A 16,085-nucleotide genomic window follows, 5' to 3' on the forward strand; every position below is an offset into this window, starting at 1 on the left:
TCAATAATGATAATCATTATCAATGGTGCGCGAAAAAAAAATGCCCTGCTTAATGAGCGGCATCTTGATGTAGTAAATAAAATGTTTGCCTATCAAGTATAGTTTTACCATTTACATGTATAATTGTCAACTTTTTTTGTATTGGTATGTCAACACTAAACTAGACAATTTTTTTGAGGTGTTTCTCTTTGTACTCCACCGGGCTTAAATACCCAAGTGTTCCATTACACTTTAAAAACCCTGAGATCCATTGTATGCAAGGATTTCAGGGTTTTTCAATTCTTCTGATGATACATAAAATCATGTATTATTTTGGGAGCGATGTCTTTTTGGATAGATTTTTTCAAAACCTTACTTTTATGCTGTTGTCTTTTGGAAAGTGAAGAAACACTTCCTGCCTTCATCCTTTGATCTTTTCGTATTCTTCCAAAGCGTTTGAATATAGGCTTTCTTTTGAGAAAACAAGATTCGGCTGCCGGCAAAACCCGATAAACTTGACAAAATTTTTGCGGACTGCCTCCTTTAATTTTTCCGCTGGTTTTGTAAATGTATCCGCCGGTCCTTGTTTTCTCTTTTGTAATGTAATTACATAATTGCCGGATTCTTTTTTGATTATGGCATTCCCATCGGCATTATCAAGGAAGCATATTTCAAATTCTTTATCTTCTTCCTCTCTTAAAATTCTTGCCAAATCCAGCCACGTTGTTAACAAACATTCGGTTTCCGTTCTTTCCTCCGTGAAAACAGGCTTTCCATCATAACTTAAAAATATATAGCCTGCCAAGTAATCCAAGTTATTCTCTTCCAATATTTTCTTGGCGGCAATCCCGGCCAGAGGGTCATCAATCGACAAAAATTTAGTCTTTTTTACCGTATAATATTCCTCAAGTTCATGGCTGTAATTATATACGAAAGTTTTTATCATAACGTCATTTTCAATCATACCTGTTCACCTCATTTTCTCGGAAATGCTGTAGATACATAGCCATTAGAATTTATTCTTACTTCATATGTTACTCCCCTTATTTTTTTGTAACATTTACTCCTCGTTTTTTCTTAAGTGCAGAACTTATTTTTGATTTATTAGAATTTATAACATTTGCTACTATATTTTTAATATCATTAACTGTAAAATCCGGATCAAAAAAGTCTTTATTCTTTTTTCCAGTCCAATATCTTGGATGGTGATTCTTCAGGATATGCTCCATCTTGGCTTTTGTAAAAATTACTTTTTTTCCACCACCAACGTTATAATAAACATTCCTAAATGTTTTCACTGCGTTTTTTGCTGCACTGCTTGACTTTTTCAGGAAAGTCTTTTTTCCAATTTTATAAAACGGTTTTACTACCTATTTTTTTAATACTATATCTTAAAACAGCACCTCCGAGTAAGTAAACAAAATACTGCACAGCAGAAGCCTGTAATTTAGTAGTGTTATATTCGTATTGTTCACCTGTCTTTAGATCGGTGAATATTGCAATAAAAGAATCCCCTTCAGACTCAAGAACACTCACATTGAATTTATTTTCTTGAAAAACCCCATCTTCTTCCGCTTCACTTGAAATTTATATTTTTTCAAACTGTACTTGAGCAAATTTACTAACATAAATTTACAAATAAACATAAAAAGAGACATGAACCGATTCCTTGGTTAGAATAGATGTGCTATCAAACTACCCAAACAAGGAGGTTCATGTCTCTCGTATGGATACGATTAGCACATTATCAAGAAATTTACAATACATGATCTTCTCTCGGATTAAAACTTTATTATTCCAAGTCTGTGATGAACCATCTCGTCCACCTCATAGATGGAATGCTCACAAAAGGATGTTCTGGTACTCTGACGGATCTCCATCAGTGAGTTACCATCCGAAACACCGAACGACGTTTGAGTCATTTCCGATACCCACCTCGTGACCATGGGAGGCGAAACGTATCGAATGTATCGCTACGAAGGGGCATTGAACGACATTCCAAGTGCGGTGGTATTGTTTTGTTGGAAAACCGATCAACCGATGACGAGCGAGCATTTGCGTTGTTTTTTAAGTACAGACACAAAAACTGAGCGATTAGGCTATTCTTGGATACTATGCGAAACGCTGGTCGATCGAAAGCTACTTTCGGCAAACGAAAGAAACATTAGGTTTCGATCGATATCGAATCCGACATGAGCGAGCCATTAAACGATTTTGGGCCATCGTACAATTTACGTATATCTATTGCATGACAGAACATTCAAGTGATTTTTCAACCGGTCTTGCGAGTGTGAGATCGAGAAAAATTCACAATCTCATTGAGTTTATTTATTACGAAGCCAAATGAGGAATGCTACTAGATTCCATTAAAAAAACCAGTTACGAGTGGCATAAGTGGATCTTTGTTTGCTTTTTGAAGATAATAATAAGTGTATCAGAGCAACTCCCTACTGGACGAGATTTTTGCATTCGTCCCTTTTTTCATATTCGAAGAAAGAAGTTTAAACTGAGAAACAGTCGCCAAAAACAAAAGAAACATTAGAACTATCAAAAACGAGGGCGAAAACTTTGTCAATTCGTGAAGGAAATAAGCAAACAAATTAAGAAATCGCCCGAAAAGACGACAACACTTCCATATATAGAAGGCGACAAACTGGAAATCGGAATCACTTCATATGGTGATTTTATGGGTGAATTGCCGCATTACCACACGCAAGCTTATGAATATCAATACATTATCAGCGGAAAAACGGAATATTTAGATGTGGAAACAGGAGAACTGTACACCTTTCAAAAAGGCGATTTCTATGTAACTCCCCCAGGCATTAAATATGCTCAACGGTCACAACCCGGCACAGCTATTTTTTTATTAAAGCGCCCCCGGGGATGATAAAGTGAATGTAGAACCGACGGTTGAAATCGGGAATTGGCTTAATCAAAAAACAAAATAAAGCAAAAACCGGATACTTATTGTCAGCCGATCCTTCAGACCCGACCGGTAGAGCCGTTTTTCCGCTTTTCTCCCGAATACTGCCGGTACCGATGAAGCAAATTTCATTTACACAAGTCAATACCGAATGCATGTATTCGGTATTGACGATAAACAATCGATTGTTTGAGAAAAGATAGGGAAAATCTGTTCAATATAAAACGATGTTCATAATTCTTCCCAGGCGTAGAAAATTGAGTGGGCGAACTGCAAATGCCAATCTTAAAAAATAACGATACATCGTTAACGGAATTTTACTCTTCCAACTATATTTAATATTCTCTCTTCTCTATACGGATAATCCAGTTATAGAGAAGTTGATAGTATTTATGGAGATTGCCAAAAATTTCAACAGCTAGCTCTTCATTGTATGTATGAACTGTCAAATTCCGATCATCTACCATTTTTAATGCAATGATCGTTTCCTCATCAGATAAAATTCCAATTTCCCTGCTTGAACGAATTACTCCTTTAGGTGAACCGACATCAATTCCTTCTTTATCATATAAAAATTGTTTTACTGCTTTCCAACAAGCTTCAAAACTAAACTCAAATCGCTGAATAGCTGCATCCCGTTCAACTTCCGTTGGATTCTCTAGGAGCAAAACCTCTTGGAAAGCACGAAGAGCTTTTAAAGCAAGTTGAATACGTTCCTTTAACCGTTCCATAAAATTCCTTCCTTTTTCACTTTTTCTTTCATAGCCTGATCGGCTTTAGATAAATCGACAAGATCTACTCTGTACGGTAATGGCGATTCCTCTATTCGTTCACGAAGTTCCACCCACTTAGAAATCGGAATAGCTGAATCTGCAGAAAGAGCGATGTCAATATCGGATGTCCTCTTTTCCTCTTTACGAGCCCACGAACCAAACAGATAGACTTTTACTGATTGATCATGCAATGTTTCAACAATTATTTTTTTCAAAAACGACAGTATCTGCTCCCGATCAGCCGAATTTAAATCCATTTTTTATCAAACCCTTTTTTGAATTTGAAAATGATTATACCATAAAATGTATCATAAAAATGATTTCCATAAGATAAAGCGAAGTATTAATTTTCATCTTTCGTTGCCGCTACTTCAATATATGAAGTATTATTTTCCTTTTTACCGTATATAATCTGTTCAATTATTCCTCTCCACTCTGGATTAATATCTTCCCATTTCTTCCCCCAGTTGGAATTTATAAAATGGTAAGCTTTATATGGTTTATCGGAACTTGAAGATTTGGTGTTATGTCAAGAAAACGGACACGTTAAACAGAGAGAAATAGCTGAATTTATGCAGCTACTTTTCTCTGGTTAGCGTAATATGCAGCTTCAAATTCACATGGCGATACATAGCCAAGGGCTGAATGACTTCTTTTGCGGTTGTAGAAGCATTCGATGTACTCAAAAATGGCTTGTTTCGCTTCTTTTCGCGTGCGGAATCGATTCAGATAAATACACTCTTTCTTGATGAGGCTATGAAACGACTCCATACAAGCGTTGTCGTAACAGTTCCCACGTCTCGACATGCTCACTTGAAAATGATGTTCCTGTAAAAGTTGCTGATAGTCATTCGAAGCATACTGGCTTCCACGATCCGAATGATGAATCACTCGTCCCGTTGGTTTTTCGCTGTTTAGAGCCCGTTGTAACGCTTTGATGACTAACTCTTTCGTCATTCGTGTATCGATATACCATCCTACAATCTTACGAGTATATAAATCCATGATACTCGCTAAATACAACCAGCCTTCGTCGGTAGGAATGTACGTAATATCTGCCATCCATACTTCATTTGGAACCGTTGCTTGGAAGTTTTGTTTCAATAGATTAGAATATACGTTGTAAGGATGGTTACTGTTCGTGTGGCTTTGAATTTACGGACAGTAATGCATCTCAAGCCTTCTTCGCTCATGATGCGAGCGACCGTCTTTTGAGACACACGAATCCCTTGTTTGCGTAGTTCTTGCGTAATTTTTGGGCTTCCGTAAATCTTACGGGACTTTAGATACTCATTTCGAATTTGTGGAGTGAGTTGTTCTTTTCGTTTGTTCTGTTTACTTTTCGCACGCTTGAGCCAGTCGTAATACCCACTTCTTGAAACACCGAAAACTTGGCACATCTTCACAACAAGAAATTCATTTCGGTGTTGAAAAATGAAGGCGTAAATTACTTCTGGTTTCTGGTGAAGATGCCTAACGCTTTTTTTAGGATCGCTAATTCCTCCTCCAACTCTTGATTGCGGCGGCGTAATTCGATGATTTCTTGATTTTGTGGCTTGATATGGCCTGAACCCACAAAACTCTTTCCGTTGCTTTCTTTATATTCTTTGACCCAACGATGAAGAGTGTTGTAAGCCAAACCTAGTTCTTTTACCACTTGGGCGATGGACTTGTCCCCCTCCAAGCATAACTCAGCAGCTTGAATCTTGTATTCTTGATCAAATGTTCTCTTTTTCATGATTGGACACCTCTAACCTATTGTAATTAAGTTTATTATAATCTCCCTGTTCTCCGTGTCCAATTTTTAGACTAACATCAATTATTACTATAATAATCTGTGTCTACTTTTTCTGTCCAATTGGATTACTTCTTTATCTCGTTATATCAAGGACTGTCTGCATATTTCTTCGATCGAAAATTTAGTAAATTTATAATATTTACAACAATTTAATCATTTGCTATATTTCTATATGATTATAATTTGTAGAATTACTGTTTAAACGAAAAAAAGAAAAATCTTCTAATTAAGCAACTGGGTGGTATTTGCGATTCTGAGGATTTATAACGCCCAAATATTAGCCTTTCTCAAATTATAAGACTTTGTGCAGATACGATATCAGCCCTTTAATAGGGGGGAGAAATCTATAAAGAAAATATTTCTTCTGAATGCAAGTATTTTATTGGTATTCGGTACTTATACACTTTACGTATCCAATAAAACAAATTGGGCATTACAAGTAATTGACTTTCAAAACATTGAAGGAACAGCTAGTAAACGCCCTATAAAAATAGCTCTTATTGATAGTGGTATTCAAGCTGAAAAAGCTAATGTGACAGTTGCGGAAACTTTTAATGGAAACGGTTCAAATGATTCTTACGGTCATGGTACTGCTATTGCAAGTATTATTGGCGCCAAAAAAAGTTTATTGAATCCTGTAGAAGGTGTATTTAAGAATGTTGTTTTTTATGATGCTAATGTTTTAGATGAAAATGGAAATGCTTCAATTTCAGATATTGTTGCTGCAATTGATTGGGCAATAAAGCATGAAGTGGATATTATCAATATGAGTTTTGGCATTCAAAAGGATGATCCAGCATTACACGAGGCAATCAAGAAAGGCTATGAACAGAACATTATTTTTGTTGCAGCTGCTGGAAATAACCTTGGATTTGAAGCGGACTATCCAGCTCGCTATCATGAGGTATTATCTATTAGCTCGATTGACAAAAACTTAAAACGAGATCCAACGGCTGCAAAAAATAAAGTTGACTATGTTACTCCTGGTATAAACGTACAAGCTGTAAAAATTAATAAAATGAGAGATAAAAGTCTTGATGGAACATCATATGCAACAGCTTATGCAACGGGAATTATTGCACAACTCTTAAGCGAGCAAAAAATAGATCGAACTTCTTATTTCAAGCATTTAAAAGACTACGCAAAACCTTTGGGCAAACAATCAGAATACGGAAATGGATTATTAACATTAAAAAAAGGGGATTAGAATGAAAAAACTATTGATTATCTCATTATGTTTTACTTTAAGTTTTTTAAGTATTGGACCAACTGCAAGTAATGTATATGCTGCTACCTCTGAAAATGAAGTTCCTGTATCTGTAGAAAGTAACATTCAAGAAGTTTTTAACTATGCAGCAGACGAAACAGAAGAAATTGTCCAAGAACTTGAAGAAGAGTTTAATACTGCTGAGGATACTGAACTAGAAGTTTCTAACTTAAATGTTCAGAATGATAGGATTATTATAGAAAGTAAAGTTTCAACATATAACTATGATGTGGATACTACTTTAGAAATACAACCTGAAGAGAATACTGCCCAGTATAACATTACATATGAAGAAAATGGGGATTTAATTGAAAAAGAGTATGATTTAAATATTAATGTTATAGATGATGAAAATTTTATTATAGAGTTTATTGATAAAGAAACTGGTGAAATCACAATTTATGATTCTTCAGTTGTATCTGCCTCAGCGGTTCCTTATGTTGCATATATTATAGGTTCTCAAGTTGTTCGTTTAGCAATTAAAGGTCTTGCGAAAAAATCTATTAAAGTTGCCAGTAACATGGGAAAAATTCTAAAGCACAATAGTCGAGGCGTTCTATTTGAAGGTAATGCTAGCAAAGGATGGAAACATATAAAGAATGGACATATTTTGGGCAAAGGTGCTAAAAAGGGCGATACATTATTCCCCAAAAACTTATCTGAATCTCAAATTAAAAATATTATTATGGAATCTTTACAAAAAGGTACTTATAAAGGTCAAGCAGCTAATGGTTATAAATCTTATGAATATAACCTAAATAAGTATGGTATAAATAAAATGAAAGTCATTGTTGATAAAGATGGTATGATTGTCACTGCGTACCCGTTGTCCGGAAAAAGTGTGATAAAAGTTAAATAATAAGGAGCAATCCTGTTAGAAGGATTTTCGGGGTCTTGAAAAAATAAAAGCCCTCTAGTATGATGCATGAGTGTCAACGCTCATTGACCCATCATCATACAGAGGACTCTATCATATGAATTTTAGTACAAACCATAAAATTAATCAAGTTCTTGAAAACACGTTAGTAATTGGCAGCGATATTGCCAAGCAGAAGCGTATCCTCAAACTGTAAATCAATAAAGTAATGTAAAATACTAAAATATATATCAGTAAAAATATTTTTTTAATAAGGTATAAACGGGTTAAACCGTTGATATCTCAACATTTAAAGAGGGAGTTATTATAATGAAAATATCTTTTTTTGTTGAATTATATGATGAAATGATTGGACAACCTTTTAATATAGATGACTATTTAGCCTGTCGTTTATCTATTTTTGTGCAGCAAAATGGGGAAAAAAAAGAACTTTGTAATTCCACTTTCCATGACGCCTTGCTTTTAGGTATGGGGAAAATTCTTTTGGAATTAAAAGAAAACCATACATCTTTTTCTAATGGATTTGAAACCTATGAAAATGCAATGGAATATACTTTAAACAAAACTGGTAAATTGCTTATTATTAAAGCCTACAGTGAATACGACAATACAACAGAAATCGCCTTTCAAGGTGAGTTTGAAGATTTTCTTACAGCTTTCTTTAAAGAATATGAACGCTACTTTAAAGGACTTCTTCAGAAGGATCCAAATGCCATTCAACACGATTCTGTTGAAATGATGGAGCAACAATTAAAAGCCTATAAAGAACTAAAAAACAAATATTAACTTACAATATTTAAAGGGAGTATGATTTAAAAAAGTTTTTGGGAGTATGAAATATTTTGTGTAAATGAATAGAATGATAAAAAAGGAAGACCTTTTCTTGATAGAATTGAGTTATCGCAAAAAATTCACAGAAAAGAGATCTCCCTATGAATCAGTTTACAACAGAGCTTGTCGATGCACTAGTCAAAAAAACAAGATATCACCGAGGTTTTCCGTACGCATTTAGAAACGGCAGTGAATACGTTACTTGCGACAGAACTAACATTCTTTTTAGACTTCGAAAAGTACGATCGTATCGGCTTTAACTCAGGTAATTCGCGCAATGGTTCTTATTCTCGTAAGTTACACACCGATTTTGGTGACCTAAATATCCGACACGTGATCTAATGGCGAGTTTAAACAACAACCGTGGCTCCATATAAGTGCTCAAACGATACGCTTGGAGCAACCGTCATTCTTTTGTTTCAAAAAGACATCACAATGACTGAAATTTTATATTTGCCTCATTTTGGGAAATCCTTAATAACACCATTTTTTAATCGAATAAATAATAATTTTGTTTATCTTGCTCATGATGATGGTTGGTTTTGTAAATTATATTGTAATGACATTCTATAGTAATAAAAGGTCCATGGACATGTTTCCCAAACAGGCAAATTAGGCAGACATCAATTCTATCAACTCGAGCCATGTTGAATGTGTGTCGCAGATAGTTTTGAGGAAAAATTAAGCAGAAAGAGCCGAAAATCTGTAAAAGATTTTCGGTGTTCCATCTGCTTTTATTTCAATTCTTCTAACAAATCGGTGTAGCATTTCCTCTGTTAAATCATTGAACAAAAGGTATTTGTCTAACTCGGCTTTTAGCTTAGCAATTTCCTCATGGATATTTTTACTTTCCAATGAGTGTTGTAATTCAGTCTTTTGAGCAGACAGTCTTTTCAATTCTCTATTGATTTCTTCAATAGCCCGTTGATAATCAGCTTTAGTAATGATTTCATTTGCTAACAGGTTGAGAAATTTACTTTTTCTTTCAACTAGCCGTTTCATTTCCCTTTCAATGCTAGCTAGCTTTTTGTTCGTCGTTTTCTCGGCTCTCACCGTTTGTTGTTCTAGTTTCTTTATTAAACCTTCTTTACTGATTTCCCTTGCGTATTTTTTTAGATCAGAAAGGATAATTGATTTAAGGCCACTTTCTTTAATAGCATGGTGACTACATTTTTTGCTTCCATGCCTACCGTATCCCCCACATATATATCCCTTTCAATTTTTTCTGTACCACATGCCTGTTCCACAGTCTGCACAAAAAGCAATATTAGTAAATAAATGCTTTTTAGGAGCAGTTATGTCCTCTTTCTAATTTTCATTTGTGCTTGTACAGCTTCAAAATCTTCTCTAAGATAATGGCAGGGTGGGAGTTTGATACAATTACTTGATTTTCAGCAGACACTTTCTTTCTCCCTTTTATTGAACGGATAGAAGTAGATAATAACCAAAATGTTAAAATTTACCACAAGCTTACGCCGATTTAGTGTGTAAAAGTTTAAACACGCTCAATCATTTTTTAACACTAGCCGTGAAACACACTCCACATGCGCCGTGTGCGGGAACATGTCGACGGGCTGGATGTATTCGACTTTGTACAAGCTGGAAAGAAATTGAATGTCTTTTGCCAGGGTGGACGGATTGCATGAGACGTAAACGAATCGTTTTGGCTTCACTTTTTTGATTGTTTTGAGAAACGCTCGGTCGCAGCCGGTGCGGGGAGGGTCGACGACGACAACATCTGGGCGCCAGCCTTCTTTTGCCCATTTTGGCATCCATGTTTCTGCTTTGCCTGTGACATATGTTGCATTTTTGATCCCGTGTTTTTCAGCGTTTTTTTTCGCGTCACGGATGGATTCTTCAATGACATCCATTCCTCTGATTTCTGCTGCATCCTTTGCCAGCCACAAGCCGATCGTGCCGACGCCGCAATAGGCATCTACGATTTTTTCGCTTCCTGTTAAACCTGCTGCTTTTTTGACTTCGTCATAAAGTTTGACCGTTTGCACCGGGTTAAGCTGGAAAAAAGCGCGGGCGGATAGTTCAAAGGAAAGGTCGCCCAATGTTTCTTGGATGACTTCTTCACCTTTTAACAAAACCGTTTTGTCGCCGAAAATCAGCGATGTTTTGCTTCCATTTATATTTTGCATGACTGATTTTACTTCCGGCGCGCGCTTCATGATCTCCGCTGCAATCAGTTCTTTTCGCGGCAATTCTTCCGCTTTTGTAATGAGGACGACTTGCACATGGTTCGTCTGAACGCCGGCGCGTACAACGATTGTGCGAACGATGCCCGTCCGTTTTCGCTCATGGTAAATCGGAATGTGAAAATCCTCCAGTACTTGTTTTACCGTTTGGGTAATTTTATCTGTCAGCGGGTGCTGGACCATGCAAGAGTGAATTGGAACAAGCTTGTGTGAATTCGCACCATACAGGCCTGCTATCACTTGCTGTTTTTCATTTCCGAGCTGAAATTGACTTTTATTGCGGTAATGCCAAGGGTCGTCCATACCGATTGTCGGACGGATGTCGAGGGTGTCAACCTCTAGGTTCGTATGCCGCTCAAGCGCTTGAATGACAATGTCCCGTTTGGCAGCAAGCTGCTGTTCATATTGCAAATGCTGCAATTGGCAGCCTCCGCATCGGTCATAATAGATGCAGGGCGGTTTCACACGATGAGGGGATTTTTTCCGTATTTTTTTAATAACGGCTTCTGCATAATTTGGTTGAATATTCTCTGCTTGAACGACCACTTCTTCCCCGGGCAAAGCTCCCGGGACAAAGACGACTTGTTTCTTAAAATACCCGACACCTTCTCCGTTAATGCCAAGCCGCTTAATGGTCAGCGGAAATTGCTGTCCCTTTTGAATCGTCACAGATGCCGGTCTATTTTTTATCTTCATTTCGCTTCTCCCCGTCTCTTTTCGATGCTTCGCCATAAATAAAAAGCTGCATAGCTTAAATAAGGAGCCCACTCGCGGCTGTAGTTTTCCATTTCTTCTTTTGTCGGTTTCTTTTCCAGTTGAAAATAATGCTTGATAGCATTTTGCAAGCCGATATCAGCAGCAGGAAACAGATTCGGCCTGCCTAGCCCAAATAAAAGAAAATTTTGCACCGTCCACGGGCCGATGCCGCGCACTTGAACCAATTTTTTCATAATGTCATCATCGCTCCATTCATGGAAGGCCTGAAGCGGCAGTGCTCCTTCTGCAATCAGTCTGGAGGTATCAATAACATATTCCGCTTTTCTCATGCTGAATTTCAGCGCCCGCAAATCCTCATAATTCAATTTGGCTACTGTTTCCGGTTTTGGATAAAACCATACATTATCTACTTTAAACCCAAAAGTTTGCACAAAAGCGGTCGTCAACTGATAGGCAAATGATAAATTTAATTGCTGATGAATAATGCATTTCATTAAACAAGCATACGGATGAAAATCTAGCACGAGCGGCGTCCCTTCATGCTCTTGAAAAAGCGGAGCAAGGTTGGTTTGCAGGAAATGATCTTGAATGGTTTTAAGCGAATTCTTCCATTGAAATATGCGTGTCAGCTCATGGATGGCTCGTTCTTTTTGTTCATCCTGTTCCCCTGATATTTCAAATACTGGGTTTTCCTTCGATCCGATTGCTTTTACAGCGGCAACAAAAGGTTCTTCTTTTTCACTATAAAGAGGAACAAGGACGGTTCGCTTGTGCACGTCCACCTTGTTCAACGGATCAAGTGAAAGGCGCTCTAACACGCGGTCGAAGTCATACGGCGGCGCCGCTTTTATCGTCACATTCCACATGTTTTTACCGACCTTTATCGTATTTTTTCGGAGCTATTATATCACATAATCCGCTTCTATTAATAAAGAAATGGACTTTCAAACATTTTCTCCATCACTAGATCGTCTAAGCTTTTAAAAGTATAGCCTTGCTGTTTTAAAGTTTTAATCGCTTCATCAAGCGCATCAGCGTTGTCTTTTGATACGGTGTGCAGCAAAATGATCGCGCCCGGATGAATTTGATTGATAATGTTGTCGTATGCATATCGCCAGCCTTTTTGTTCATTCACCTTCCAGTCGACAAATGCAAGCGACCAAAAAATATTGCGATAACCGTATTTTTCGGACAATGCAAGTGTGCGTTCGCTAAAAATGCCCCTTGGCGGTCTCACATATACTGTTCCTTCTTGGCCTGTAAGCTCCTTTACTTTGTCGCTGACGGCATCAAGCTCCTTCTTTATTTTATCAGCACTTATTGTCGTCATATCAGGGTGACTCCATGAATGATTGCCGACAATATGCCCTTCTTTCACCATTCTCTTTACAAGATCAGGGGCTGTTTTTAAATAATGGCCTGTTACAAAAAACGTCGCATGTACATCGTGCTTTTTCAGTACGTCCAAAATTTTCGATGTATAGCCGTTTTCATAGCCATTATCAAACGTTAAATAAATCTCTTTTTTGCTGGGATCTCCTAAATAAAACGCTCCATATTTATTTAAAAGTTCATTCCATTCTTTCCCGGCATCAGGAGGCTGATGATTATTGTTTTTTTGAAAACCCCAATGAATCGGGTGATTGCTGACAGCAGCAGAGGCGCAGCTAAAAAAAGAAAAAAATAACAAGACAGAGCAATATAAAATCCGGAAATAATTCAAGCTGTGAATCTCCTTTCCATTATTTTTACTATTAGTCTTTATCCGTTTTTAGGAATTATGCTCCATCTTGATTTCAAAAAAATACCATAGCCAATCATCTGGCTATGGCATTGAGTTTAATATTTAGCTAAATACCGGCTCTTTAAATTGAGAAAGCTTTTCTAATGACGATTTTTCAATGTCTTCATGCAGGCTGTTGCCGTGTGAATCCATTGTGACAACGGCCGTGAAGTCTTTTACGCGCAAATGCCACATAGCTTCTGGAATTCCAAACTCCAGCAAGTCAACACCTTCAACCGCTTCGATGCAATCCGCATAATATTGAGCAGCACCGCCAATCGCATTCAAGTATACTCCGCCATGCTCTTTTAAAGCTTGCAGCGTTTTTTGCCCCATGCCGCCTTTGCCCATTACCGCACGGATGCCAAATTTTTTCATAATATCCCCTTGATAAGGCTCTTCGCGAATGGAAGTGGTCGGCCCGGCCGCTTTCACTTCCCAATTGCCGTTTTCATCTTTTAACATGACAGGTCCGCAGTGGTAAATAATTTGACCGTTTAAATCAACCGGCGCATCATGATCCATTAAATATTTATGGATGGCATCCCTTCCTGTGTAAATGATTCCGTTGATGCGAACAACGTCGCCGACTTTCAGCTCGCGGATTTGTTCTTCTGTAATTGGCGCTTGCAGCGTGATGACACGTCTTTCAGAGTCCGTTGATGCTAAATGTTCTTCTTGTGCAGCATTTTCTTGAAAATCAACATCTTCTCCATCTTGATAAAGCCATTTTATGATTTCACCCGTATTTGGATCGATATGCACACCTAAACGGCGGAATGCCCAGCAGTTGTATGCGACAGAAACAAAAAAGCTCGCAGGGATTCTGTGCATTGCGCCGACTTTGCAGCCTAATAAAGTGGTTTCCCCGCCAAATCCCATCGTTCCGATGCCAAGCTTGTTCGCATTTTCCATAATATATTCTTCCAATTGCCGCAATTCTTCGTTCGGATTTACGTCATCGACTTCGCGGAATAATTGTTCTTTCGCTAAATCGTACCCCGATGAACGGTCTCCACCGATTCCAACTCCAATGAATCCTGCGCTGCATCCTTGGCCTTGTGCTTGATATACCGCATGCAAAATACATTTGCGGATTCCATCCAAATCTCTGCCGGCTCTTCCCAATCCTTCTAGTTCGCACGGCAGGCTGTATTGAATATTTTTGTTTTCGCAGCCGCCGCCTTTTAATATTAAGCGAACATCGATATAATCTTTTTCCCATTGTTCAAATTTTACGACTGGAAGCCCTTCGCCCAAGTTATCGCCGGAATTTTCTCCAGTGAGCGAATCGACCGAGTTCGGGCGAAGCTTCCCGTCCTTCGTCGCTTGAGCGATCGCTTTTTTTATTGTTTCCTTTATTTGAATTTGATTGATACCGACTGGCACTTTAATTTTAAATGTCGGCAATCCGGTATCTTGGCAGATCGGCGATACATTTTCATCTGCCATTTTAATATTTTCGGTTATCGTGGCAAGCGACATCGCAGCTCTTGTACCAGCATTTTCACGCTGCTTCGCCTTCAAAATAGCGCGGCGGACATCCTTCGGCAATTTTGTAGACGTTTCCACAATTAATTGATACATACTCTCATATAATTTTTCCATCCCGCTTATCCCCCTTACATTCAGTCAAAAAACTCCCACTTAACACAATTTTTATTATACTTCTTTTAATTTTGATTGGAAAGGCATTCACGTGCTGATCATTTTTTTAGGGGGATAAGGAGAGTGTTTCAACATTCATTGCAGCAGTTAAAAAAGATTCAGCTTGCGAATTCTATCAACCGCTTCTAAAAGCCTGCTCTCATCAACTAATAAACCAACGCGTATGTATCCTTCTCCATATTGCCCGAAGCCGTTTCCTGGCGCAACGGCGACATCTGCTTTTTCAAGCAAATAATCGGCAAACTCTTCGCTAGTAAATCCTTTCGGAACAGGGAGCCAGGCAAAAAATGATCCTTTCGGAGCTTGAGCGTTCCAGCCAATTTGCCGAATAGCATTGATAAACGTATTTCGCCGTTTTTCATAAAGGGAGACAAGCTCCTCTACACACGACTGATCGCCTGTTAATGCGGCAGCTGCTGCTAATTGTATTGCTGGAAAAAGGCTGCAATATAAGTGATCTTGAATAAGATTAATACTTTCAATGATATTCTGGTTCCCTACAGCAAATCCAACGCGCCAGCCGGCCATATTGTAGGTTTTCGACAATGTGTACATTTCAATGCCGATGTCCTTAGCTCCTTCCGCTTCAAGAAGGCTGGTCGGTTTTTTGCCGTCAAAGCCGATCGCACCGTACGCAAAATCATGGACAACGGAAATTCGATGCTTCTTTGCAAACGTAACCGTTTCCTCAAAAAACTTAAGATCGGCCGTTGCTCCTGTCGGATTGTTCGGGTAGTTTAAATACATCAATTTTGCCGCTTCTTTATCCTCCAACGAAATGGCGTTGTAATCAGGTAAAAACCGATTTTCTGCCAACAGCGGGAACGTTTTAAATTGAGCCCCGGCTAAAACAACGCCTGATAAATAGTCTGGATAACCCGGGTCGGGCAATAGCATTAGATCTCCTTCATTTAATAGGCACATCGGCAATTCAACAAGTCCAGTTTTCGTACCGAATAAAATCGCCACTTCTTTTTCCGGATCTATATCGACTCCGTATTGTTTCTTATAATATTCACTAGCCGCATGTTTTAGCTCGATCAGACCTGAAAATGGTGAATATTTATGTGTTTTCGGGTCTTCTGCTGCGGTTTGCAGCGCTTTGACGATATGCGGGGGAGTCGGCTGGTCAGGATTTCCTTGTCCTAAATTAATAATATCTCTTCCTTCTGCTACAGCGTTATTCACTTTTTTCACAAGGGCAGAGAAAAATTGTGTTGGAAGCTTTTTTAAACGTTCTGAAATCTCCACTCTAATCCACC

Annotated in this window: 15 protein-coding genes and 3 pseudogenes; 6 read left to right on the top strand and 12 right to left on the bottom strand. The window is 38.1% G+C overall.

Annotated features, from left to right (window positions below):
- Positions 1 to 400 precede the first annotated feature (400 nt).
- From NST97_RS09960 to NST97_RS19250, 3 genes are all read right to left on the bottom strand, one after another.
- On the bottom strand, positions 401 to 943 hold the full coding sequence (locus NST97_RS09960) for a hypothetical protein (protein WP_339197421.1): 543 nt from the start codon (positions 941 to 943) through the stop codon (positions 401 to 403).
- A gap of 79 nt (positions 944 to 1,022) precedes the next feature.
- Entirely contained in the window at positions 1,023 to 1,277 is a 255-nt protein-coding gene (locus tag NST97_RS09965; protein WP_094244488.1) for a hypothetical protein, read from the bottom strand.
- Between the two features lie 52 nt (positions 1,278 to 1,329).
- A complete protein-coding gene (locus tag NST97_RS19250; protein WP_445684613.1) occupies positions 1,330 to 1,566 on the bottom strand; it encodes an SAR2788 family putative toxin in 237 nt (78 codons plus the stop codon).
- A gap of 339 nt (positions 1,567 to 1,905) precedes the next feature.
- Here NST97_RS19250 and NST97_RS19255 point away from each other — a divergent pair.
- Both NST97_RS19255 and NST97_RS09975 read left to right on the top strand, forming a co-directional pair.
- Positions 1,906 to 2,326 (top strand): annotated as a pseudogene (locus NST97_RS19255) (transposase); the annotation flags it as partial.
- A 231-nt stretch (positions 2,327 to 2,557) separates the two neighbouring features.
- Complete coding sequence (locus tag NST97_RS09975; protein WP_341343186.1) at positions 2,558 to 2,869, top strand: cupin domain-containing protein; 312 nt, start codon at positions 2,558 to 2,560, stop codon at positions 2,867 to 2,869.
- Between the two features lie 371 nt (positions 2,870 to 3,240).
- Here NST97_RS09975 and NST97_RS09980 read toward each other — a convergent pair whose 3' ends face one another.
- The 3 genes and pseudogenes from NST97_RS09980 to NST97_RS09990 all read right to left on the bottom strand — a co-directional run bounded on the left by NST97_RS09980 (position 3,241) and on the right by NST97_RS09990 (position 5,416).
- Positions 3,241 to 3,636 carry an HI0074 family nucleotidyltransferase substrate-binding subunit gene (locus tag NST97_RS09980; RefSeq protein ID WP_063389150.1) on the bottom strand — a complete coding sequence of 132 codons (396 nt, stop codon included), beginning with the start codon at positions 3,634 to 3,636 and terminating at the stop codon, positions 3,241 to 3,243.
- A complete protein-coding gene (locus NST97_RS09985; RefSeq protein WP_130158900.1) occupies positions 3,624 to 3,935 on the bottom strand; it encodes a nucleotidyltransferase family protein in 312 nt (103 codons plus the stop codon). Before NST97_RS09985 ends, NST97_RS09980 begins: the two co-directional genes overlap by 13 nt.
- Positions 3,936 to 4,248: 313 nt before the next feature.
- Positions 4,249 to 5,416 (bottom strand): annotated as a pseudogene (locus NST97_RS09990) (IS3 family transposase).
- A gap of 442 nt (positions 5,417 to 5,858) precedes the next feature.
- Between NST97_RS09990 and NST97_RS09995 the strand changes: the two are divergent.
- The 4 genes and pseudogenes from NST97_RS09995 to NST97_RS10010 form a co-directional block, all read left to right on the top strand.
- Positions 5,859 to 6,683, top strand: coding sequence for a S8 family serine peptidase (locus NST97_RS09995; protein ID WP_157727859.1), 825 nt, complete (start codon positions 5,859 to 5,861; stop codon positions 6,681 to 6,683).
- Position 6,684: 1 nt separating this feature from the next.
- Positions 6,685 to 7,602 carry an SAR2788 family putative toxin gene (locus NST97_RS10000; RefSeq protein WP_094244484.1) on the top strand — a complete coding sequence of 306 codons (918 nt, stop codon included), beginning with the start codon at positions 6,685 to 6,687 and terminating at the stop codon, positions 7,600 to 7,602.
- Between the two features lie 327 nt (positions 7,603 to 7,929).
- Positions 7,930 to 8,406 (top strand): hypothetical protein, encoded by a 477-nt coding sequence (locus tag NST97_RS10005; protein WP_066247761.1) that lies wholly within the window; start codon positions 7,930 to 7,932, stop codon positions 8,404 to 8,406.
- A gap of 146 nt (positions 8,407 to 8,552) precedes the next feature.
- Positions 8,553 to 8,898 (top strand): annotated as a pseudogene (locus tag NST97_RS10010) (transposase); the annotation flags it as partial.
- 234 nt (positions 8,899 to 9,132) lie between these two features.
- Here NST97_RS10010 and NST97_RS10015 read toward each other — a convergent pair.
- The 6 genes from NST97_RS10015 to NST97_RS10040 all read right to left on the bottom strand — a co-directional run bounded on the left by NST97_RS10015 (position 9,133) and on the right by NST97_RS10040 (position 16,074).
- On the bottom strand, positions 9,133 to 9,453 hold the full coding sequence (locus NST97_RS10015) for a hypothetical protein (protein ID WP_341343187.1): 321 nt from the start codon (positions 9,451 to 9,453) through the stop codon (positions 9,133 to 9,135).
- A gap of 503 nt (positions 9,454 to 9,956) precedes the next feature.
- Positions 9,957 to 11,351 carry a 23S rRNA (uracil(1939)-C(5))-methyltransferase RlmD gene (gene rlmD / locus NST97_RS10020; protein ID WP_341343188.1) on the bottom strand — a complete coding sequence of 465 codons (1,395 nt, stop codon included), beginning with the start codon at positions 11,349 to 11,351 and terminating at the stop codon, positions 9,957 to 9,959.
- On the bottom strand, positions 11,348 to 12,238 hold the full coding sequence (locus tag NST97_RS10025; RefSeq protein WP_327847645.1) for a DNA-3-methyladenine glycosylase family protein: 891 nt from the start codon (positions 12,236 to 12,238) through the stop codon (positions 11,348 to 11,350). Before NST97_RS10025 ends, rlmD begins: the two co-directional genes overlap by 4 nt.
- Before the next feature lie 59 nt (positions 12,239 to 12,297).
- Complete coding sequence (gene pdaA, locus NST97_RS10030) at positions 12,298 to 13,095, bottom strand: delta-lactam-biosynthetic de-N-acetylase (RefSeq protein ID WP_327856984.1); 798 nt, start codon at positions 13,093 to 13,095, stop codon at positions 12,298 to 12,300.
- A 123-nt stretch (positions 13,096 to 13,218) separates the two neighbouring features.
- On the bottom strand, positions 13,219 to 14,763 hold the full coding sequence (locus NST97_RS10035; RefSeq protein ID WP_311066501.1) for a fumarate hydratase: 1,545 nt from the start codon (positions 14,761 to 14,763) through the stop codon (positions 13,219 to 13,221).
- A 147-nt stretch (positions 14,764 to 14,910) separates the two neighbouring features.
- Complete coding sequence (locus NST97_RS10040) at positions 14,911 to 16,074, bottom strand: pyridoxal phosphate-dependent aminotransferase (RefSeq protein ID WP_327847647.1); 1,164 nt, start codon at positions 16,072 to 16,074, stop codon at positions 14,911 to 14,913.
- Between the last annotated feature and the right edge of the window lie 11 nt (positions 16,075 to 16,085).

It is taken from the genome of Aeribacillus sp. FSL K6-1305 (assembly GCF_038050115.1).
GTDB classification, from domain to species: Bacteria; Bacillota; Bacilli; order Bacillales; family Aeribacillaceae; genus Aeribacillus; species Aeribacillus composti.